Consider the following 21,438-nt stretch of genomic DNA (forward strand, 5'->3'; position numbering starts at 1 on the left):
TGATCGCGCCGCTCGTCTATGCGATTCCCGTGCAGCTGCTCGCCTATCATGTGGCGGTGGCCAAGGGCACGGACGTCGATCAGCCGCGTAATCTCGCAAAGAGCGTGACGGTCGAGTGAGCCTGATCGTTGCGCTAGCCGCGCTATCGGGCGCGATGGCCGTCGGGGCCGGGGCGTTCGGCGCGCACGGGGCGCAGGGCGATGCGGCCGAGTGGTTGAAAACCGGCGCGCAATATCAGCTCGCGCATGCGCTCGCGGCGCTGCTTGCCGTACAGTTCGATGCCCGCGGCCCCGCCTGGCTGTTCGTGGCCGGCGGGCTGATCTTTGCGGGTACGCTCTATCTGATGGCGCTGGGCCTGCCGCGCTGGCTCGGCGCGATCACGCCGATCGGCGGGACGCTGCTCATCGGCGGCTGGCTGTGGCTCGCCTGGGTTGCGCTGCGCGGATAGCGGCGCACAGCGAATGGATTCGCAGCCGAAGATCATCATACTCAACGGCGTCAGCAGCGTCGGCAAGTCGACATTGGCCAAAGCCGTACAAGAGTTGTCGCGCATGCCATTCTTGCATGTCTCGCTGGACGCTTTTCTCGCCACGATTCCCGCGCACCTGTTCGATCACCCGGACGGCATCACGTTCCGCACATTGGATGCTGACGGTCCACCGATCACCAAAGTGACAACTGGACCTGTCGTCGATCGCATGCTTCGGGGGATACCGGCGGCCGTCGCCGCGCTGGCTTCAGCTGGCAACAACATCATCGTCGACGAGGTCTTCTTCCGCGGCGGCGAAGCGGAAGCCTATCGGCGCGCGCTCACCGATTTCGACCTTTCCTTTGTCGGACTGCGCGCACCACTCGACATCGTCGAGGCGCGCGAACGCACCCGCGGCGACCGCGATATCGGCCTGGCGCGATGGCAGTTCGACCGGGTGCACGATGGCCAAGACTATGATTTGGAAATCGATACCGGCGAGACGGGTGCCCTGGAATCGGCCCGAACCCTCTGCGCGATCTTGAACCTGGTTTGAAAGCGGCGGGAGAGAACAGCGTATGTAACGCCCAAACGTTGTTCGCCGAACAGACTCGCAGAAGAAGGACGAAACATCATGCCCCGCACTACCGAAAAGTTTCAGTTCGCCGGCCGGAACGGACAGACGCTGGATGGCCGGCTCGAATTGCCGCGCGGCGGAGCGCCGGTTGCCGTCGCCCTGTTCGCGCACTGCTTCACCTGCACCAAGCAGAGCCGGGCAGCGACGCAGGTGTCGGCGGAGCTGGCGGAACGCGGCATTGCTGTCCTTCGCTTCGATTTTACGGGACTGGGCGGCAGCGAAGGCGAATTTGCGAATAGCGGCTTCGCCTCGAACGTGGAGGATCTGGTCGCTGCGGCCGATGCGCTGCGTGAGCACATCGCGGCGCCGGCGATCCTGATTGGCCACAGCCTGGGCGGTGCGGCCGTCATCGCGGCGGCGGAACGGATCGCGGAAGCGAAAGCCATCGCGACGATCGGCGCGCCATTCGATGTCGAACATGTGCTGGGCCAGCTCGGCGAGGATCTGGCTACGGTGGAAGCGAACGGCGAGGCCGATGTGCACATCGCAGGCCGCGCTTTCCGGGTCAGTAGAGACTTTGTGGCGGAGACCCGGAACCAGCCGCAGGAAGCGCGGATAGCCGGCCTGAACAAGGCGCTGTTGATCTTGCACGCGCCGGGCGACGATGTCGTCGGCATCGACAATGCGAGCCTGATCTTTCAGGCGGCGCGGCATCCCAAAAGCTTCATGTCGCTCGATGGCTACGATCATCTGCTGACCGCCAAACACGCTGGGGCCTATGTCGCCGGACTGATCGCCGCCTGGACGACGCGCTATGTCCAAGGTGAAAGGGAGCCGGCCGAAACCCATCCGCGCGGGATCGTAACCGTGGAAAGCGCGGGCGGCACCTATACGCAGCGCGTACAGGCCGGTCCGCATGTCTATCTGGTCGACGAACCGCCCGAGCTGGGCGGCGATGATCTCGGGCCCACGCCATATGACCAGTTGTTGGCCGCGCTCGGCACCTGCACGTCGATCACCTTGCAGATGTACGCGGCGCGCAAGGACATTCCGCTGCAGGGAGTGAAAATCGAGCTCGAGCATAGCCGCGACCATGTCGACGATTGCGCGACCTGTAACAATGACGAGAACCGGATCGACGTGATGGACATCGCGATCGAGCTGATCGGCGACCTCACGCCGGAGCAGCGTGCGCGCTTGCTCGAAATTGCGGACAAATGCCCGGTCCACCGGACATTGGAGAACCGCATCGATATTCACCGGACGAGCATCGACTAGCGGCCCGCCGTAAAGTTCGGCTTTCACACCCGCAATCAACAGACACTCGCCAAGATCGCGTACAACGCCTAAATGCCCTGCCATGAACGCGAAGACAGCCACGACCGGAATCACGCCCGAACGGCTCACCCATCTCCAGCGTCTCGAAGCCGAGGCGATCCATATCATGCGCGAAGTGGTCGCCGAGACCGAAAAGCCGGTGATGCTCTACAGCGTGGGCAAGGACAGCTCGGTGATGCTGCATGTCGCGCTGAAAGCCTTTTATCCGGGCCGCCCGCCTTTTCCGTTTCTGCATATCGCGTCGGGCTGGGACTTCCGGGCGCTGATCGAGCATCGGGACAGGACAGCCAAGGAGCACGGCCTCGATCTGATCGTCCATCACAATGACGAGGGCGAGGCCGCGGGCATCAATCCGTTCGACACCGGGTCCGCGCTCTATTCGCAAACGATGCTGACCGACCCGCTCAAACAGGCCTTGACCGAGCACCGCTTCGATGCGGCGTTCGGCGGGGGGCGGCGCGACGAGGAAAAGGCGCGCGCGAAGGAGCGGGTCTTCAGTTTCCGCAATGAAAGTCATGGCTGGGATCCGAAGAACCAGCGCCCCGAACTCTGGTCGCTTTACAATGCGCGCAAGAACAAAGGCGAGAGCATCCGCGTCTTCCCGCTCTCCAACTGGACCGAATTGGATATCTGGCAATATATCCATCTGGAAAATATCGACATCGTGCCGCTCTATTATTCGGCGCCGCGCCCGACCGTCGAGCGCGACGGGCTGATCCTGATGACGGACGATGAGCGCTTCCGCTTCGAAGACGGCGAGGAGCCGGTCGAGAAATCTATCCGTTTCCGCACGCTCGGTTGCTATCCACTCACCGGCGCGGTCGAGAGCGAGGCGGCCGACCTGCCGTCCATCATCCAGGAAATGCTACTCGCGACGGGTTCGGAGCGCCAGGGACGGTCCATCGACAAGGGACAGGGCGCCTCGATGGAGCAGAAGAAGCGGGAGGGTTATTTTTGACGCGCCACGGAATGCGAAGCTTTCCGAAGCGTCAACCCCCGCGTAGGCGGGGGTCTCATGCCACACAAGATTTAGAAAGCGGGATTCCCGCTTTCGCGGGAATGACAAAGTAGAATTATGGCCGACGCCGAAACCTCGTACCGCCCGGACGCGCTCGCCGCCGACGATATCGACGCCTATCTCGACCAGCATCAGCACAAGTCTCTGCTGCGCTTCATCACCTGCGGTTCGGTCGATGACGGCAAGTCCACCCTGATCGGGCGGCTGCTCTACGATTCGAAGATGATCTTCGAGGACCAGCTTGCCGCGCTGGAGGCGGACAGCAGGCAGGTCGGCACCCAGGGCGACGATATCGATTTCGCGCTGCTCGTCGACGGCCTTGCCGCCGAGCGCGAGCAGGGCATCACGATCGACGTCGCCTATCGCTTCTTCGCGACCGACAAACGCAAGTTCATCGTCGCCGATACGCCGGGCCATGAACAATATACACGCAACATGGTGACCGGGGCCTCGACCGCCGATCTCGCCGTGATCCTGATCGATGCGCGCAAGGGCGTGCTGACCCAGACCCGCCGGCACAGCTATCTCGTCCACCTGCTCGGCATCCGCAACATCGTGCTCGCGGTGAACAAGATGGACCTTGTCGATTACGACCGCCAGGCGTTCGACGATATCGTGTCGGATTATAGGGACTTCGCGTCGGGTATCGGAATCGAGGATTTCCTTGCCATTCCGGTTTCTGGCCTGAAGGGCGACAATATCATCGCGAAGAGCGATTTGACGCCCTGGTACGAGGGGCCGGCGCTGCTCGATCATCTCGAAACGGTCGGACTCGATTACGATCGCCGCCGCCAGCAGCCCTTCCGCCTGCCCGTGCAATGGGTGAACCGGCCCAATCACGATTTTCGCGGCTTTTCCGGGATGATCGCGAGCGGCCGGATCGCGCCCGGCGATCCGGTGCGCGTACTGCCTTCGGGCAAGACATCGACCGTCGAGCGCATCGTGTCGCGCGACGGCGATCTCGATCACGCGATTGCCGGCCAGTCGGTGACGCTCACCCTTGTCGACGAAATCGACTGTTCGCGGGGCGACGTGATCGCCACCGCCGACGCGCCGGTCGAAGTCGCCGACCAGTTCGAGGCGACGATCGTCTGGATGGCGGATGAAGAAATGCTGCCCGGTCGCCCCTACGCGATGAAGATCGGCACCAATTCGCTGCGCGCGACGATCACCGACGACAAATATCAGGTGAACGTTAACACGATGGAAAAGGCGCCGTCCAAGTCATTGGAACTGAACGGCATTGCGGTCTGCAATATCTCGACCGACAAACCCGTTCCGTTCACGCCCTATGACGAGAATCCGGATCTCGGGGGCTTCATCCTGATCGACCGGCTGAGCAATGCGACGGTCGGTGCGGGGATGATCCATTTCGCGCTCCGCCGCTCGCAGAATATTCACTGGCAGGCGGTCGATATCACGCGCGAGGCGCATGCCGAGCAGAAGGGGCAGCAGGCGAAGCTGCTCTGGTTCACCGGCCTATCGGGCTCGGGCAAATCGACGATCGCCAATCTCGTCGAGAAGAAGCTGCACGCGATGGGGCGGCACAGCTTCCTGCTGGACGGCGACAATGTTCGTCACGGCCTGAACCGCGATCTCGGCTTTACCGATGCCGACCGGGTCGAGAATATTCGCCGCGTCGGCGAGGTCGCCAAGCTGATGACCGATGCGGGGCTCATCGTGCTGACGGCCTTCATCTCCCCCTTCCGCGCCGAGCGGCAGATGGTACGGAGCATGGTTCCCGATGGCGAGTTCATCGAGGTCTTTGTCGATACGCCGCTGGAGGTAGCCGAGGAACGCGACGTCAAAGGGCTCTACAAGAAGGCGCGGGCCGGCGAGCTCAAGAATTTCACCGGCATAGACAGCCCCTATGAAGAGCCGGAAAATGCCGAGATTCGCGTCAACACGGTAGAGATGAGCGCCGAAGAGGCGGCCGAATATATCGTCGAGCAGCTGTTCAACGGAAGCTGACCGGGATGGAGGAGGGCACGATCGTCACCGGCGGCTGCCATTGCGGCGCGGTCCGGTTCGAAGCGCTGATCCGCGAGCCGCGCCCCGAGCTGCTCGACTGCAATTGTTCGATGTGCAGCAAGACCGGTTTCCTGCACCTGATCGTGCCACGTGAGGATTTCACTCTCGTGTCAGGCGAAGAGGCGCTGACCTCCTATCGCTTCGGCACGGGTGCGGCGAACCACATCTTCTGCAAGCATTGCGGCATCAAGAGCTTCTACCAGCCCCGCAGCCACCCCGAAGCCTGGAGCGTCAACTACCGCGCCCTCGACGACGGGCACGGGCTGGACGTAACGGTGCGGGCGTTCGACGGGCGGAATTGGGAGGCGGCGCGGGAGGGGCTTTAGGGGAGTTTGCTGTCCAACCGTTGAGAAGTGCTGCTTCTCCATATATATTTGGCACTATGCCGAGAAAGAAGCTTCGCAGTCCGCAGGAAAAGAAGTCGCTCAGCTATAAGCGAGATCGCCGCAACAACTATCGTGCGAACGACAAGGCATCGCGAAAAGCGATACCGGCGAGAAAAGCGATTGAAAATAAAAAGTCGCGACGCAAAGCGGGTCATTCGCTAAAAGTCGTTGATCGGCTATCCGAGGACGATGCAGCCATCGCGGAGAGTTCGTTGCTCCACGATGTTGAACGCGTAGGCGGTTGGAGGAAATGTTCTGACGAGCCGCTGCGAGACCATATTCTGTCACAAGAGCGGCGAAGAGAGATGCGCCATAATCGCAAACGCAAATATAGCTGAGCTCTTGCGTTTGTTCGCTTCATCGACCTCCTGTTAGTCTGCTGACCCTTCAAATAAATCCCGCAAGAACACCGTCTCTACCGCATGCCGGAGATCGTTGTTCGGCTTTTTCCGGAACCCATGGCCTTCGTCGGAGAACACCACATACCAGGTCGGCACGCCATTCTCGCGCAGGCCGTCGACAACCTGATCGCTCTCGGATAGCGGCACGCGCGGGTCGTTGGCGCCGGCCATGACGAGCATCGGCTTCGTGATCCGGTCGAGATTGTTCATCGGGGCGATCCGTTCGAACACGGCGGCCATTTCCGGGTCGCGCTCGTCGCCATATTCGCCGCGCCGCATGTCGCGGCGGTAATCCTGGGTGTTCTGCAGGAAGGTCCGGAAATCGCTGATCCCGTAGCGCTCGATCCCGCCGACCAGGCGGTCGGAATAGAACATCATCGAGGCGAGAACCATGTAACCGCCATAGGACTGGCCGTAGACGGCGACCCGGTCGGAATCGAGATCGGGCTGGTCGTCGATCCAGTCGAGCAGCGCGCCGATATCGCGCACCGAGTCCTCGCGCAGAGGGCCATTGTCGAGATCACGGTAGCGGGTGCCATAGCCGTCCGAACCGCGCACATTGGGCAGGATGACGGTCGCGCCCAAAGTATCGGCGAAATATTGGGCGCGCGCATTCCAGCTCGGCCGCGACTGGCTTTCCGGTCCGCCATGGATATCGACGATGACTGGCGTCGGCACGCCGTCGCGCGGTCCGGTCGGCCGGTACACGAAGGCGGACACGGAAAGCCCGTCGAACGAGCTGAAACGGATCAGATCGGGTTCCGCCAGCCTGTCAGGATCGAGCGGGCCCGGTTCCGATTGCGTCCAGCGCACGGCATTGCCGTCCGCTATGTTCCACGCCCATACATCGCCCGCCGATGTCGCGGTGCTCATGCTGACGGCGAGGCTTTGATCGTCGGGCGAGAATTCCATGCCGGTCAGCACGCCGTCCGGCAGTTCGGGCTGCGGCAACTCGCGCCACGTGACGAAATCCTGCACCCATACCCGCGAAAAACCTTCCTCGTTGAGAACGAAGGCGAGGTAGCGGCCGTCGCCGGACAGCTCGAAAGCCTCTACGTCCCAGCCCAGTTCGGGCGTTACCGGGCTCATCTCACCCGTCTCGCGATAGAATTCCACCAGCCGGCGATTGTCGCTGTCGCGATTGGAGATCGCCAGAATCGAAGTGTCATTACGGGCGAACTGCGGCGATTCATCGACCGTTCCGGCGCTCGGCGCAAATTCGGTCGCCTCACCACTCGCCATGTCCAGCAGATAGATGCTCGAATCCCGGTTGGAGCGGTAGTTCTGCAGCAGCACCGTGCCGCCATCCGCAGAGATGTCGCTCGGGAACATCGGCGTATCGAAAATCGCGATCGTGCGCCGGCTGCCGGGATCGGCGGGGTTCGCCGCGTGGATGGTATATTCGGTCGAGCGCCCGGCGCTGACCCAGACCATCAGCGATCCGTCGTCGGAAAACACCATCGCCTGGTTGCGCGTGCCGGGCTCCGTAAGCCGGACCGGTTCGCCGGACAGGCCCATCGCGTAGAACTGAAACCACTCGTCTCCGCCGGTGTCGCGCACAAGCACAAAGCGGTTCTCGCCCGGTATCGCACTCGCCGACTGCACGGGTTCGGCGAAGAAGCTGAGCTGGCTGCGCGTGCCCATCGGCTCGGTGATGCGATGCACCTGATCGGTGCTCCCGAACCGGGTCGTCACGAGTATAGACCCGTCGGCGAGCCAGGCTTCCAATTCCGCGCTCCGATAGTTCTGGAAACGCTGAACGGCGGCATCGACCTCCGCCGGGATCGCCGGAACGTTCTGCAGCGTCGCGGTACCGATGGTGCGCTCGGATACCGACTGCGCCGAGATTGGCGCGGCGGCGAAGGCGAGTGCGGCAAGAGCGGTAACGAACGGACGCATGACAGTGTCTCCGGCGAAGGTGAGTGCAAGTCCGCCTTATGGCGCGCCGCTGCGATCCTGAACAGTCCGCTTGCCGTGGGTCGCGCTTTCTCTCAATAAGGCGCGCAAACATCAGGAGGGGAGGCCCTATGGCCAGCGTAGCAGCGGATGCCGCGTCGCACGAACCGTCGAAGAAAGAGGTCCGCCTCGTCATCGCAGCGTCGTCTGCGGGGACCGTGTTCGAATGGTATGATTTCTTCATCTACGGCACGCTCGCCGCGCTGATCGGCCAGGCCTTTTTCCCGGCCGGAAACGAGACGTTGCAGCTCCTGCTCGTCTGGGCGGGCTTTGCGGTCGGCTTCGGCTTTCGCCCGCTTGGGGCGATCCTGTTCGGCTTTCTCGGCGACCGGCTGGGGCGCAAATACACCTTCATCGCCACCGTGACGCTGATGGGCGTCGCCACGGCGGGCGTCGGCTTCATTCCGACCGCGGAGACGATCGGGATTGCCGCGCCGATCATCGTGATCCTGTTCCGCATCCTGCAAGGGTTGGCGCTGGGCGGCGAATATGGCGGGGCGGCCATCTATGTCGCCGAACATGCGCCGCCGGAAAAGCGTGGCTTCTATACGAGCTTCATCCAGGCGAGCGTGGTCGGCGGATTCGTGCTGAGCATCGCGGTCGTGCTGCTCTGCCGATTCCTGATCCCGGCCGACGATTTCGCCGCCTGGGGCTGGCGCGTACCGTTCCTGCTGTCGATCATCCTGCTCGTCATTTCGCTCTGGATGCGCTTTAAACTCTCCGAAAGCCCGGTGTTCAAGGCGATGAAGGAGGCCGGCGAGACATCGGCGAACCCGTTTACGGAAAGCTTTCGCTATCCGGGCAACAAGAAACGCATCTTCGTCGCGCTGTTCGGCGTCACGGGCGTGCTGACGACAATCTGGTACACGGCCTTCTTCTCCGGCCTGTCCTTCCTGCGCGGACCGATGCGCGTCGATGAGCTGACGGTCGAGCTGATCCTTTTCACCGCCGGCTTCGTGTCGATGCTGTTCTACGTGATGGTCGGCAAATGGTCGGACCGGGTCGGGCGCAAGAAGCCGATCATGATCGGGGCGCTGCTGGCGCTCGTTCTACTCTTCCCGATCTTCTGGGGCATGGGCAGTCTCGCCAATCCCGGGCTCGCGCGGGCGGCGGCGGAGAACCCCGTCGTCGTGACCGGCCCCGAATGCACGACCGATCCGTTTGCCGAACTGTTCGGCAGCGAACAGACCGAATGCGGCCGGATACTCGAAACGCTGACGTCGAGCGGCGTACGCTACGACCTACAGTCCGGCGATACGCTGGGGCTGACGGTCGGCGGAGAAGCGGTCGAGATTACCGACGAATGGCTGACCGACGGCATGGCGCGGCGTGACGGTATACAGGCGGCGCTCAGCGACTACGGTTTCGATTTCGCGCGCCAGACGCCGCCCTTCATCAACATAGTCGGCATCTTCGCGCTGCTGCTTGTGTCGGCGGCGCTCTCGGCGCTGACCTACGGCTCGGTCGCGGCACTGCTCGCCGAAATGTTTCCAGCGAAGATCCGCTACAGTTCGATGTCGATCCCGTACCACATAGGCGCGGGCTATCTCGGCGGATTCCTGCCGTTGATCGCGGGGATCATCGTCGCGCGCACGGGCGATATCTATTCGGGCCTCTGGTACACATGGGTGATCGTGGCGTTCGGCGTGCTCGTCGCCTGGTGGGGGCTGCCCTCCGGTCCGCCGCGCGATTTCGAAGACGATGTCTGACGCGCCGCTCCGGCTGCGCCTCGACGGCAAGGCGCTTACCCAGAACTGGCAGGCGCTCGACCGGATGAGCGGCACGGCGATGTGCGGTGCGGCCGTGAAAGCAGACGGCTATGGGCTGGGCGCACGCGCAGTCACGGAGCGGCTGATCGCCGCCGGTTGCCGCGATTTCTATGTCGCGACCTGGGCCGAAGCCGCCGAAATCGGTGAGCTGTGTTCGAATATGTCGCTGACCGTATTTCATGGGGTGCGCCGGGAGGACATGGCGGTGGCGCTGGAGAGCGCGGCGCGGCCCTGTCTCAATTCGGCCGAACAGGTCGCGCGCTGGCGCGAGGCGGCGGGCGGACCGTGCGACGTGATGGTCGATACGGGCATGAACCGGCTCGGGGTTTCGACGCAGGAAGTTCGGGACGGCCTGCTCGATGGCCTAAGGATCGACACACTTATGAGCCATCTCGCCTGCGCCGACGAACCGGACAATGCGATGAACGAAAGGCAGCGCGCGGCATTGGCCGCGCTGTCCGAGGCGACCGACGCGGCGCGCATCAGCCTCGCCAATTCGGCCGGTATCGCGTTGGGCAAGGGCTATCATCTCGATCTGGCCCGCCCCGGCCTGTCGCTCTATGGCGGCGTGCAGGTTGACGCGCTGGCGTCCCATATCAAGCAGGTCGCCTTGCCCGAAGCCCAGGTCATCCAGCGCCGCCGGATCGAAGCTGGAGACTGTGTCGGCTATAACGCAACCTTCACGGCCGAGCGGGCGATGGAGCTGGCGATCCTCAACATCGGCTATGCGGACGGCTATCTGCGCGGCTTCTCCGGAACGGGCATCGCCCGGTTCGGAGATGCAGAGTGCCCGGTCATCGGCCGCGTCTCGATGGATTTGATCGCGGTATCCGTCGATGCCGCACCGGAAATCGGCGAGGGCGACTGGCTGGCTATCGATTACGACCTGCCGGCCGCCGCGGCGCAATCGGGTTTGTCGCAATATGAGTTGCTTACCGGCCTCGGCCGCCGCTATCAGCGCGTCTGGAATGAGTGATAGCACAGCGCCCAATCCCGTGATTCTGTTCTTCGCCACGATCGGGCGGGCCGTCATCGCCGCCTTCGGTATGGTGGGGCGAGTCGCGTTGTTCGCGGTGCAGACGATCCGCAAGGCGCTGACCCCGCCCTGGTATCCGCTGCGGCTGCTCGAGCAGATGTTCCAGATCGGCTGGGCGTCGCTTCCCGTCGTCGCGCTGACGGCTATTTTCACGGGCGCGGCGCTCGCGCAGCAGATTTACACCGGCGGACAACGCTTCAACGCGGAGTCGACGGTGCCGGCGATCGTCGTCATCGCGATGGTGCGCGAGCTCGGTCCGGTGCTGGTCGGCCTGATGGTTGCGGGCCGAGTGTCCTCGGCGATGGCGGCCGAGATCGGCACGATGCGCGTGACGGAGCAGATCGACGCGATGGTGACGCTGCGCACCGATCCGTACCGCTATCTGATCGCGCCGCGCCTGTTCGCAAGCGTCATCACGCTGCCGATCCTGGTGTGCATCGCGAACGTCATCGGCATTTTCGGCGGCTATATGCTCTCGATCTACAAGCTCGGTTTCAACCCGGCCAATTACCTGACGATGACGGCGGATATCCTCGAATTCGACGATATCATGATGTCGCTAGTGAAAGCGGGCGTGTTCGGCTTCTTCATCGCGCTGTCGGGCTGTTATGCGGGCCTTACCACGCGCGGTGGCGCGGCGGGCGTGGGCCGGGCGACGACCAATGCCGTTGTCGGGGCGTTCGTCTTGATCCTGCTCTCGAACCTCATCGTCACGCTGACGGCATTCGGATAGCGAGACCATGGCAGGCCAACCCAAGATCGAGCTGCGCAACGTCTCGAAAAGCTTCGGCAGCAATCATGTGCTGCGCGATGTCAATTTCGCCGTCGAACCGGGTGAATCGATGACGGTCATCGGCGGCTCGGGCAGCGGCAAGTCGGTCATGCTGAAATGCATCCTCGGGTTGATGGAGGTCGATGCCGGCCAGATTTTCGTCGATGGCGAAGATGTGTGCGCGATGACGCAGGCGGATCGCGATACGATACGCGCCAAGTTCGGCATGCTGTTCCAGGGCGGTGCGCTGTTCGATTCGCTCCCCGTCTGGCGCAATGTGACCTTCGCGCTCACCAAGGGCCGGTACAGCAATGCGCGCGAAATGCGCGCGACGGCGCTGGAGAATCTGGAGCGCGTCGGGCTTGGCGAGGATGTGCTCGAGCTCCGGCCCAGCGAGCTTTCCGGCGGCATGCAGAAACGTGTGGCTCTGGCGCGCGCCATCGCGCCGCGGCCGGAAATCATCTTCTTCGACGAACCGACGACCGGCCTCGATCCGATCCGCACGGACGTCATCAACCGGCTCATCCTGGAGCTGGTGCGCGATCTGGGCATCACCGCGCTGACGATCACGCACGACATGGGCTCGGTCGAGAAGATCTCGGACCGCGTCGCGATGCTGTACGATGGCCGGATCATCTGGTCGGGGCCCGTCGGCGATCTGCGCCACTCGGGCGACGAGCATGTCGATCAGTTCGTCATGGGGAAAGCGGACGGACCGATCGACTGATCGGGAGCGAATCGGCGCTTTCAATTTATTTCGCTCGTTTGATTGATTCTTTCGCTGAGACTGTATTGGCAAATCCATTGGAACGAGAGGGTGGGCGTACGCATTTGCCTCTCACAACCCAAGGGCATTTCCGCCCGCAACCACCAATGGAGACTGATACACATGCTTGGACGCACTGTTCCTGACGTTACCCTCAAGACGCGCGTGCGCGACGAAAGCGTCGGCGGCGACAATCCGTTCCGCTGGGAAGATGTGAAGACCGGCGAGCTGCTCTCGAACGGCCGTTTCGCGATCTTCTCGCTGCCCGGCGCCTTCACGCCGACTTGCTCGAACGAGCAGTGCCCGGCCTTCGAACGCTACTATGAAGACTTCAAGGCGCTCGGCGTCGACGAAATCTACTGCATCTCGGTCAACGACGCGTTCGTCATGTACAAATGGTCGCTCGATCTCGGTGTCGAGAAGATCAAGATGCTGCCGGACGGATCGGGCGATTTCACGCGCCGCATGGGTATGCTGATCAAGAAGAACCATCTCGGGTTCGGCGATCGCAGCTGGCGCTATGCGATTATCGTCGAGGACGGCGAAATCGTCGCCTGGTTCGAAGAGCCCGGCATCAACGACGACGGTACGGATGAAGATCCCTATGTCGAGACCAATCCGGAACAGCTTCTGGCTTGGCTGCGCAACAATCGCGGCGAACAGCGCCAGGCGGCCTAACGCCTTCATCTTCTGAACCGCGTTCTCTCCCAAAACCCCGCGGTTCGGATATCGACCCGCACCGGCCACCCCCTCGGCCGGTGCGGGTTTTTCTTTGGCCCGATGCCGTTAGCGCGGTAAGGCGGGCGCGGGAGGGCAAGCATGACCGACAGGGCGATAATTGCGCCGCGGATCGAAACCGAGCGGCTGATCCTGCGCACATTCCGGCGCGAGGATTTCGACGCCTTCTGCGCGATGCTTGCTGATCCCGATGTCGGCCGCTTCGTTGGCGGGGTCATGACGGACCGGACCGCGGCGTGGGAGAAATTCACCCGCGCACCGGGCTTCTGGGCCCTGCTCGGCTACGGCATGTGGATCGTCGAGGAAAAGGCGAGCGGTCGCATGGCCGGCAATCTCGGCTTTGGCGATTTCCAGCGTGCGATGGAGCCGCCACTACCCGATGTGCCGGAGGGCGCCTGGGTGTTCGACAGATGGGCGCATGGCAAAGGCTATGCGAGCGAGGCGCTGGCAGCGGCACTCGATTGGGCGGACGCCAATCTCGATTATCCGAAGTATTCATGCATCATCAGCCCGGACAACGCGCCGTCGCTCGCGCTGGCCGGGAAATTCGGATTTGTCGAGACGCGCCGGTCGCAGTTCAAGGACGAGGAGATCGTTGTGTTGGAACGGCCCGTCGTCAGGTAACCGCTGCCTTCTCCGCAAAGCGCGGCTCGCGCCAGATGCCGCTGTCGAGAATCTCGCCAAGTATCTCGACCGCCTGCCAGATATCCTCGAAGCGCAGATAAAGCGGCGTCAGGCCGAAACGGAGGATATCGGGTGCGCGGAAATCGCCGATCACGCCGCGTTCGATCAGCGCCTGGCTGATCGGCCAGCCATCGGGATGGGCGAAGGAGATATGGCTGCCCCGATGCTCTGCATCGCGCGGTGTGATCAGTTCCAGACCATGGTCGCCGCACCGCTCTTCGACGCGTGCCGCGAACAGATCGAATAGCGCCGCCGACTTTGCGGCGACGTCTTTCATATCGATATCGGTAAACAGCGCGACCCCGGTCTCCAGCGCCAACAGGCTGAGGATCGGCGGTGTGCCGCACAGGAAGCGAGAGACGCCCAGCGCGGGCTCATAGTCGTCGCGGAATTCGAACGGCGCCGCATGGCCCATCCAACCAGACAGGGGCGAACGCAACTCGTCCTGCAAATCCTCGCGGACGTACAGGAAGGCCGGCGCGCCCGGGCCGCCGTTCAGATATTTATAGCCGCAGCCGACGGCCAGATCGACATCACAGCCGTTGAGATCGACGGGGATCGCGCCGACACTGTGGCTCAGATCCCAAAGCGTCAGCGCGCCGGTTTCATGCGCGGCCTCGGTCAGCCCCTCCATGTCGTGCCGTTCGCCGCTCTTGTAATGCACATGGGTCAGCATCATCAGCGCCGTTTCCGGCCCAAGCGCATCGGCGAGATCGCCGGCCTGTTCGGTATGAACGACATGGTCGGGCAGAACGCCGGATGCGCCTTCGGCTGTGTAGAGATCGGTCGGGAAATTGCCGGGCTCGGTCAGGATCTGCGATCGATCCGGCCGGATCTGCGTTGCGGCGACGATCAGCTTGAAGAGGTTGACCGAGACCGAGTCCGTCACGATCACTTCATGGGGCTTTGCCCCGATCAGCGGCGCGATCTTCGCGCCGATCCGCTGCGGCGCGCCGATCCAGTCATTGCTGTTCCAGCTGCGGATCAGGTCAGCGCCCCATTGCCGCTCGACCGCGTCCTGCTGCGCGGCGATCGTCGCTTCGGGAAGGGCGCCGAGCGAATTGCCGTCGAGATAGATGACGCTTTCGGGCAGCGAGAAATGCGCGCGCATCCCGGCCAGCGGGTCGGCGGCGTCGCGCGCGCGAGCGTCGTCCAGCGATATCATTGCCGGCCCAGCGCCGCTTCGATCAGCGCGACTTGGCGCTCCCAGCTCGCCGTACCCGGCGTCACCAGTTCGACATGACCTTCATCCGGAACCACGACCAGCTCGATATTGGTCGCGTCGCGCGCGAGATTGGCGTTGCGGTACGCTTCGGCATAGGCGGGCGGGGCGATCCGGTCGCGCTCTGCATTGACGAGAATCTGGCGCGCCATCGCCGCCGGCATGCGTTGCGGGGACGTGAGTTCGGGGCGCTCTCCCATCATCTGGCGCGGCGCTTCGGTGCCACACGGATGGCCTTCGCGCTGCATACCGGCCTCAAGGTCCGGTAAACCGCCCTGGCTGATCACCGTGCCGATCGGGAGCCGATATCGATTGGTCAGCGGCTGGCCGGTAAAGGCGGATTGCCGGGCGGCAAGCCAGAGTGCCAGATGGCCGCCAGCCGAATGGCCGATCGCGACGATATTATCCACATCGAGATTATAGCGCTCCCAATTGACCATCAGCGAATCGCTCGCCGCGATCACATCCTCGTAAGTCCCCGGATAGCCGCCGCCACTATCGACACCGCGATATTCGATGTTCCAGACCGCGATGCCGCGGTCCCGCAGATCACCGGCGATCCAGTTCATGATGTCGCGCTCGGCGATATCGGTCTGCCAGCAGCCGCCATGGATCATGAGGACGACCGGATGCGGCCCGCCGCCTTCGGGCAGCCAGAGTTCGGAAAATTGCAGATCGCCCTCGCCATAGGCGATCCGGATATCGGTTTCGGGTTTGGGCCGGGCGAACAGATCGTCCCACGCCATGATGTCCGGCTGCGTCTCTGCGGCAGGTGGGGGGCTGGTTTCGGCTGGTTCCTCGGGCATCGTGCAGGCGGCCAATCCGGCAAGGCAGGCGACAAGCGCCGTGCGAGTGGTGATTTTCATGCGCGCAATGGTAGGGTGAACAGAGGGTGGCTGCAATTACCGGAAGCTTTGGAGTTTGACTTTGTCAGACTCGACCTGTCGGTCGAGCGCGGTACCGGCCCGCTCCCCCTCCCGACCTCCCATTGAGTGTACCCTGTGGGAGGTCGGGAGGGGGAGCGGGCCGGTGCCGCGATTTCGCGCTAGCGAAATTCTGACAAACTACGCCGTCTCGCAGCCTTCGAAATGGGCGGTCAGCAGATTCTGCCACGCGGCCTCGCCGCCATCGTCCGTCTCGACCAGCCGGAGCGCGAAATCGTCCATGCCGGCATGGTTGGGTACGCCCCATTCCGCACCGAGGACATGACCCGTTTCCGCATCGATCCACAGCGGGCCGCCATTCTCACCGAGCGCAGGCCCGGCGACTTCGAAGCGGATCGCGGCGGTGCCGCGATAGTCTTCCTCGCCGACATATTCAGCGTCTGCGCGGCCGAGATTGCTGACATGGCGGCCGCCCGGCGCATCGGTCCGGATCAGCGGCAGGCCGAAGGAGAAGCCGGCGCGGGGATTGTCGAGCGCCATCGTCTGAAGCGACAGAGTGGCGAGATCGAAATCGTAGAGATGGTAGATCGGCTCTTCGACGCGCACCTGCTCGCGGACCATCCGGTCGGGCAGGGCGGCCTCGGCGCGCAGCATGGTGGCGGCGCCGTCATAGCTGATCGTCGCGAACGTCTCGTGGCGCGCTTCGGGCATCAGCCGCCCGCCATTGATGACCGCCGCGCGGCCCGTCTCAGCGTCGACCCATGCGGTCACGAAGGCCGCGCCTTCACAGCGGCCGCGCGACTTGTAGACTTCGAGGCGGTTCGCCGCGGCGCGGTAGACATAGACATTCTCGGCGCCGCTTCCGTCCTTGTTGCTGCGCACATAGTGATAGATGCGGCCCTCGGCGGCCTCGGTATCGGCGCCGCCGCCTATGGCGCCGGCGCCGAAACCGGCTGCGAGAAGGCCGACTGCTGCGGTGAGAGCGATTTCCTTGAACATTCCTGAACCTCAAACTTTGTGTCTGTCCGTGCCCCGATCATTATCGGTTACGCACCTTGCAAAGCAGAAGTCGTGCCAACTATCGGAAAGGTTCGATTTTCAACGGTTTATCCGTTCCGCGTGCCCATATTTCGGCCAATGCGTCCAAAATAGTGGTGAAAGCCGCTAATATTTGGGTCGGGCTTAACGCTCGACGCACATCGCTATGCCCATGCCGCCGCCGATACACAGCGTGGCGAGGCCCTTATGCGAATCGCGCTTCTGCATCTCGTAGAGCAGGGTCGTCAGCACGCGGGCGCCGGACGCGCCGATCGGGTGGCCGATCGCGATCGCGCCGCCATTGACGTTGACCTTGTCCGGGTCCCAGCCAAGCTCCTTGCCGACCGACAGCGCCTGCGCCGCGAACGCTTCGTTCGCCTCGATCAGATCGAGATCGCCGATCGACCAGCCGGCCTTTTCAAGCGCGCGCTTGGTGGCGGGGACGGGACCGATGCCCATGATCGACGGATCGACGCCGGCGGACGCCCAGCTTGCAATCCGCGCGAGCACGGGCGCGCCCCGGCGCTCGGCCTCGTCCGCGGACATCACGACCAGCGCCGCTGCCCCGTCATTGATGCCGCTGGCATTGGCCGCCGTGACCGTGCCGTCCTTCTTGAAGGCGGGGCGCAAGCCGGCGAGGCTTTCCGCTGTCACGCCCGGGCGAATATATTCGTCATCTTCGACGACGGTTTCGCCCTTGCGATGGGTCACCGTCACCGGAGCGATTTCGTCGGTGAAGCGGCCGTCGGCGCGGGCGCGTTCGGCGTTGTTCTGGGAGAGCGCGGCGAAGGCGTCCTGGTCATCGCGCGTGATCTGATAGCGTTCGGCCAGATTCTCGGCCGTGATGCCCATATGATAATCGTTGAACACGTCGGTCAGGCCGTCCTTGATCATCGTGTCGACCAGCCCGATCGGCCCCATCTTCGTCCCGCTGCGCATATGCTGGCAGTGCGGCGAGAGCGACATATTCTCCTGCCCGCCGGCAACGACGACGGTCGCATCGCCGGTCGCCACCTGCTGGGTGGCGATGGCGACCGCACGCAGGCCCGATCCGCAGACCTGGTTGACGCCCCAGGCCGGGATTTCCTTCGGCACGCCCGCGGCCATCGATGCCTGGCGCGCAGGGTTCTGCCCTTCGCCGGCGGTCAGCACCTGCCCCATCACGACTTCGGACACTTCTTCGGGCGCGACGCCGGACTGTTCGAGCGCCGCCTCTATCGCGACCTTGCCGAGTTCATGGGCAGGCGTCGTTGCGAACGCGCCGAGGAAGCTGCCGACCGGCGTGCGCTTGGCGGCGGTGATGACGATATCGGACATGGCCGGGGACCTTTCGCTGAATATATCGGAGTCGCGGAGCAGCTTAACCCTAATGCTGCACCCGCGAAAGCCAATTTGCGAGCGGCCCCCACAGAGCGGTTCGGCCCCGGCCGCCGACGACCATGCCGACATGGCCCTGTTTCAGCGTCAGCGTCTCGCCGGTCCGGGCGGCGGTCGCTTCGGGCACGATGCGGTCGCTCGTCGAAACGATATCGAGGGTCGGGCAGGAGAGGGCGGCTGGATCGATAGCCTTGCCGCCGACCGTCCACCGGCCTTCGCCCGGCGCGTTGGCGCAGAACAGATCCTCGACCAGCTCGCGGCCCGCGCCATAGGTCAGCGGCGGCCCGTCATTCGCCCAGTCCTCGAGCGTTACGAAGGCACGGGCCTTGTCGCTGTCTGGATCGAGCCGGCCGAACATCTCGAACTTGCTCACCGTGCGCGCGGGATCGAGTTTCCAGAAGCCGGTCTGCAGCACTTCCATCGGCAGCGCGCCGATTTCCCGCGCCGTCGGTTCGGCATTCTCCCAGAGCGCGCGCAGACCATCGCGGGCTTCATCGGGAAAGCCATCGAACCGCCAGGGCGCCGCCATCGTAACGAGCGATATCGGCGGCCGGAGCGTCGCGGCGGCAATCGCCATTGTGCCGCCCAGGCAGTAACCGATCAGATGCGTCGGCCGGTCGAGCGCGTCGATCAGCGGCAGCAGCAGATTCTCGATATGACCGGCCACGCTCAGCTCCGCCTCGTCCGGCGTCGGGGCGCCCCAGTCGACGAGATAGGGATGGACGCCCGCGCCGCTCAGCCAGCGGAGCAGCGAATTGTCCTCGGCCAGATCGAGAATGGTCGGCGGGTTGATCAGCGACGGCACGAAGATCGTGGCCCGTCCGTCGCCGCCATAATCGAGCAGCCGGGCGCGGCCCGCTCTTGCGGCAACCGGAACGGCGGGTGGCGGGGGCGGGCGTTCCGCCTCCTGATAGGCTTTGAGCCCGTCCAGCGCCGCCGCCATCCGCTCCGGCGATGCTGCGGTTTCGCTGCGCAACAAATCAAGGAAAAGGGGCAACGGACGGGGTTTGTGTTGCAGTGCACTATCTCCGGGTGCTAAGCGGTTGCATCATTTGGAGATACAGCCATGGCTAAATCCGCTTCCGATTCCGACACGGTCATCATCAAGAAATACGCCAACCGCCGCCTCTATAACACCGAAAGCTCCAGTTACATCACGCTCGATCATCTCGGCGACATGATCCGCGAGAAGCGGGACTTCCAGGTCATCGACGCGAAGAGTGGCGACGATATCACCCGCAGCGTGCTGACGCAGATCATCATGGAAGAGGAAAGCCACGGCCAGAACATGCTGCCCGTCAGCTTCCTGCGCGACCTGATCGGGATGTACGGCAATTCCATGTCGGCGATGGTGCCGCAATATCTCGAAGCGTCGATGGAAGCGTTTCAGCGCAATCACGCCAAATTCCGCGATGCGATGGAAGGCGCGCTCGGTTCGGGCCCGTTCGGCGAGATTGCGCGCCGTAACATGGAGATGTTCGAAGCCGCGGCCGGCGCGTTCCAGCAGTCTATGAAACCGGGTGCGGCTGCGAAGGAAGACGACCATCGCGATGCCGAGGTCGAGGCGCTGAAGGATCAGCTCGCCCAGCTCCAGGAACAGATCGAAAAACTGAGCAAGTAGGGGCTGCGCAGCGACGCATCACGCCGCTGCCCGATCGCCCATCCTAGAAGTTCGCGCGGATGGTGAAGCGTGCGTTCAGCGGCTCGCCAGTCGAGATGTTGTTGTTGTTGTGCGCGGCGGGGAAGTAATCCTCGTCGAACACATTCTCGACATTCACCTGCACGCGCACATTCTCGCTGATGTCGTAGAACAGCGCCGCATCGAAGCGCGTGAAGCTCGGCAGCCGTACGCTATTGTCGATCGCGGCGAATTGCGAGGACTGGTGGGTCACGCCGAGGCCGATGCCGAATTGCTCGGTCACGTCGATATGGTTCCACATCGAAATCATGTGCTCGGGCACTTGGGCGAGCGTGCGGTTTGCGAGCGCCGCGCCGACCACGCGGCCGCGCTCGTCCGCATCGAGATAGCTGTAGCCGGCATTGACGCTCCAGCCCGGCAGTATCTCGCCGACCAGTTGCAGCTCAAAGCCTTCGGTCCGGCTGCCGGTCAGGATCGAATTGCCGGGATCGTTGGGGTCGGGAGTCGTGCCATTCTCGCGATCGAGCCGGAAGATCGCCGCGGTCAGGCTGAGGCCCGGCTGCGGATCCCATTTCACGCCGATCTCGTAATTGTCGAACTGTTCGGGCGCGAGCGACTCCGTGGTGGGCGAGAGCGTCAGGAACTGGTCGCCCGAGCGCGGGAGGAAAGAGCGCGCGTAACTCGCATAGAGCGAGACATTGTCCTGCGGCTTGTAGATGACGCCGATGCGCGGGGACCATTCGCTGTCCGAGCGGCTGAGGAAACCGTCATTGCCGTCGGCCGCACCGTCGTTCACCTCGATCTGGTCGACGACATCGATCTCGAACCGGTCGAAACGCAGGCCGGCGACGACAATTACATGCTCGCCGATCGCAATCTGGTCCTGGGCGTAGACCGAGAAGAACTCGGCGTCCGAATTGCGCGCACGTACGAAGCGCGGGAAGGTGAAGGCCGGGATCGTAAGGGGGTCCGTAAAGCCGATCGTCGTCTGATCGTCCAAGCTGTTTGCGAACAGGATGTCGCGGCGCGCATTCTGGGTCTGCTGGTCGCCATATTCATAGCCGAGCAGCAGCGTGTGGCCTATCGCGCCCGTATTGCCGCGCCAGATCAGATTGCCCTGGATGATGAAATTCTCGCGCTGGGTCGTGTCGCGATAGCCGTCCAGCGAGACGGTGTTGGCGACATCGTCGAAGCCGACCGGGTAAATGTTCTGATAGAATTTGTTGTAATCGGCATATTGCAGCGTCGAATTGTAGGAGAGGCTGTCCGAGAAATCATGCTCGAAGCGCAGGCGCGAGATATGCGCTTCCAGCGTCGTGAAATTGGCATCGGGGTCG

General features: G+C 63.3%; 20 protein-coding genes. 13 read left to right on the forward strand and 7 right to left on the reverse strand.

Features of this window, described 5'->3' with window-relative positions; genetic code table 11:
• The first annotated feature begins 154 nt into the window (after positions 1-154).
• The 6 genes from ACTS1Z_RS03725 to ACTS1Z_RS03750 all read left to right on the forward strand — a co-directional run bounded on the left by ACTS1Z_RS03725 (position 155) and on the right by ACTS1Z_RS03750 (position 5,759).
• On the forward strand, positions 155-448 hold the full coding sequence (locus ACTS1Z_RS03725) for a DUF423 domain-containing protein (RefSeq protein WP_442623111.1): 294 nt from the start codon (positions 155-157) through the stop codon (positions 446-448).
• Positions 432-1,025, forward strand: a complete 594-nt coding sequence (locus ACTS1Z_RS03730) for a chloramphenicol phosphotransferase CPT family protein (protein ID WP_442623092.1) — start codon at positions 432-434, stop codon at positions 1,023-1,025. Before ACTS1Z_RS03725 ends, ACTS1Z_RS03730 begins: the two co-directional genes overlap by 17 nt.
• A gap of 78 nt (positions 1,026-1,103) precedes the next feature.
• Positions 1,104-2,324 carry a bifunctional alpha/beta hydrolase/OsmC family protein gene (locus tag ACTS1Z_RS03735; RefSeq protein ID WP_442623093.1) on the forward strand — a complete coding sequence of 407 codons (1,221 nt, stop codon included), beginning with the start codon at positions 1,104-1,106 and terminating at the stop codon, positions 2,322-2,324.
• Positions 2,325-2,406: 82 nt separating this feature from the next.
• A complete protein-coding gene (cysD, locus tag ACTS1Z_RS03740) occupies positions 2,407-3,342 on the forward strand; it encodes a sulfate adenylyltransferase subunit CysD (protein ID WP_442623094.1) in 936 nt (311 codons plus the stop codon).
• A gap of 117 nt (positions 3,343-3,459) precedes the next feature.
• The gene (gene cysN / locus ACTS1Z_RS03745; RefSeq protein WP_442623095.1) at positions 3,460-5,373 is read left to right on the forward strand and encodes a sulfate adenylyltransferase subunit CysN; all 1,914 of its coding nucleotides are present in this window, start codon (positions 3,460-3,462) and stop codon (positions 5,371-5,373) included.
• A gap of 5 nt (positions 5,374-5,378) precedes the next feature.
• Positions 5,379-5,759 carry a GFA family protein gene (locus tag ACTS1Z_RS03750; protein ID WP_442623096.1) on the forward strand — a complete coding sequence of 127 codons (381 nt, stop codon included), beginning with the start codon at positions 5,379-5,381 and terminating at the stop codon, positions 5,757-5,759.
• Between the two features lie 431 nt (positions 5,760-6,190).
• On the opposite strand, the gene ACTS1Z_RS03755 is transcribed toward ACTS1Z_RS03750, so the two are convergent.
• Complete coding sequence (locus tag ACTS1Z_RS03755; RefSeq protein ID WP_442623097.1) at positions 6,191-8,119, reverse strand: S9 family peptidase; 1,929 nt, start codon at positions 8,117-8,119, stop codon at positions 6,191-6,193.
• Positions 8,120-8,247: 128 nt separating this feature from the next.
• Between ACTS1Z_RS03755 and ACTS1Z_RS03760 the strand changes: the two genes are divergently transcribed.
• The 6 genes from ACTS1Z_RS03760 to ACTS1Z_RS03785 all read left to right on the forward strand — a co-directional run bounded on the left by ACTS1Z_RS03760 (position 8,248) and on the right by ACTS1Z_RS03785 (position 13,881).
• Complete coding sequence (locus ACTS1Z_RS03760; protein WP_442623098.1) at positions 8,248-9,885, forward strand: MFS transporter; 1,638 nt, start codon at positions 8,248-8,250, stop codon at positions 9,883-9,885.
• Positions 9,878-10,921, forward strand: a complete 1,044-nt coding sequence (alr, locus tag ACTS1Z_RS03765) for an alanine racemase (RefSeq protein ID WP_442623099.1) — start codon at positions 9,878-9,880, stop codon at positions 10,919-10,921. The genes ACTS1Z_RS03760 and alr overlap by 8 nt, the downstream gene beginning before the upstream one ends.
• Positions 10,914-11,714 carry an MlaE family ABC transporter permease gene (locus ACTS1Z_RS03770; RefSeq protein WP_442623100.1) on the forward strand — a complete coding sequence of 267 codons (801 nt, stop codon included), beginning with the start codon at positions 10,914-10,916 and terminating at the stop codon, positions 11,712-11,714. Before alr ends, ACTS1Z_RS03770 begins: the two co-directional genes overlap by 8 nt.
• Before the next feature lie 7 nt (positions 11,715-11,721).
• Complete coding sequence (locus tag ACTS1Z_RS03775; RefSeq protein ID WP_442623101.1) at positions 11,722-12,480, forward strand: ABC transporter ATP-binding protein; 759 nt, start codon at positions 11,722-11,724, stop codon at positions 12,478-12,480.
• 162 nt (positions 12,481-12,642) lie between these two features.
• Complete coding sequence (locus ACTS1Z_RS03780; protein WP_442623102.1) at positions 12,643-13,197, forward strand: peroxiredoxin; 555 nt, start codon at positions 12,643-12,645, stop codon at positions 13,195-13,197.
• Between the two features lie 141 nt (positions 13,198-13,338).
• Positions 13,339-13,881: a GNAT family N-acetyltransferase gene (locus ACTS1Z_RS03785; protein ID WP_442623103.1), complete on the forward strand. Its 543-nt coding sequence runs from the start codon at positions 13,339-13,341 to the stop codon at positions 13,879-13,881.
• Here ACTS1Z_RS03785 and kynU read toward each other — a convergent pair.
• The 5 genes from kynU to ACTS1Z_RS03810 all read right to left on the reverse strand — a co-directional run bounded on the left by kynU (position 13,874) and on the right by ACTS1Z_RS03810 (position 19,405).
• Positions 13,874-15,106, reverse strand: coding sequence for a kynureninase (gene kynU, locus ACTS1Z_RS03790; protein WP_442623104.1), 1,233 nt, complete (start codon positions 15,104-15,106; stop codon positions 13,874-13,876). The two genes, ACTS1Z_RS03785 and kynU, sit on opposite strands and share 8 nt — an antisense overlap.
• A complete protein-coding gene (locus tag ACTS1Z_RS03795; RefSeq protein ID WP_442623105.1) occupies positions 15,103-16,029 on the reverse strand; it encodes an alpha/beta hydrolase family protein in 927 nt (308 codons plus the stop codon). Before ACTS1Z_RS03795 ends, kynU begins: the two co-directional genes overlap by 4 nt.
• Before the next feature lie 198 nt (positions 16,030-16,227).
• A complete protein-coding gene (locus tag ACTS1Z_RS03800) occupies positions 16,228-17,046 on the reverse strand; it encodes a hypothetical protein (RefSeq protein ID WP_442623106.1) in 819 nt (272 codons plus the stop codon).
• Between the two features lie 183 nt (positions 17,047-17,229).
• On the reverse strand, positions 17,230-18,402 hold the full coding sequence (locus ACTS1Z_RS03805) for an acetyl-CoA C-acetyltransferase (RefSeq protein ID WP_442623107.1): 1,173 nt from the start codon (positions 18,400-18,402) through the stop codon (positions 17,230-17,232).
• Positions 18,403-18,451: 49 nt separating this feature from the next.
• On the reverse strand, positions 18,452-19,405 hold the full coding sequence (locus tag ACTS1Z_RS03810; RefSeq protein ID WP_442623108.1) for an alpha/beta fold hydrolase: 954 nt from the start codon (positions 19,403-19,405) through the stop codon (positions 18,452-18,454).
• 123 nt (positions 19,406-19,528) lie between these two features.
• Between ACTS1Z_RS03810 and phaR the strand changes: the two genes are divergently transcribed.
• Positions 19,529-20,083, forward strand: coding sequence for a polyhydroxyalkanoate synthesis repressor PhaR (gene phaR, locus ACTS1Z_RS03815; RefSeq protein WP_442623109.1), 555 nt, complete (start codon positions 19,529-19,531; stop codon positions 20,081-20,083).
• Between the two features lie 43 nt (positions 20,084-20,126).
• Here the strand turns inward: phaR and ACTS1Z_RS03820 are convergent.
• Positions 20,127-21,438: TonB-dependent receptor (locus tag ACTS1Z_RS03820; protein WP_442623110.1), on the reverse strand; the 1,312-nt coding region annotated here is incomplete at its 5' end.

The organism is Parasphingopyxis sp. (assembly GCF_052168295.1).
Classification (GTDB): Bacteria; Pseudomonadota; Alphaproteobacteria; order Sphingomonadales; family Sphingomonadaceae; genus Parasphingopyxis.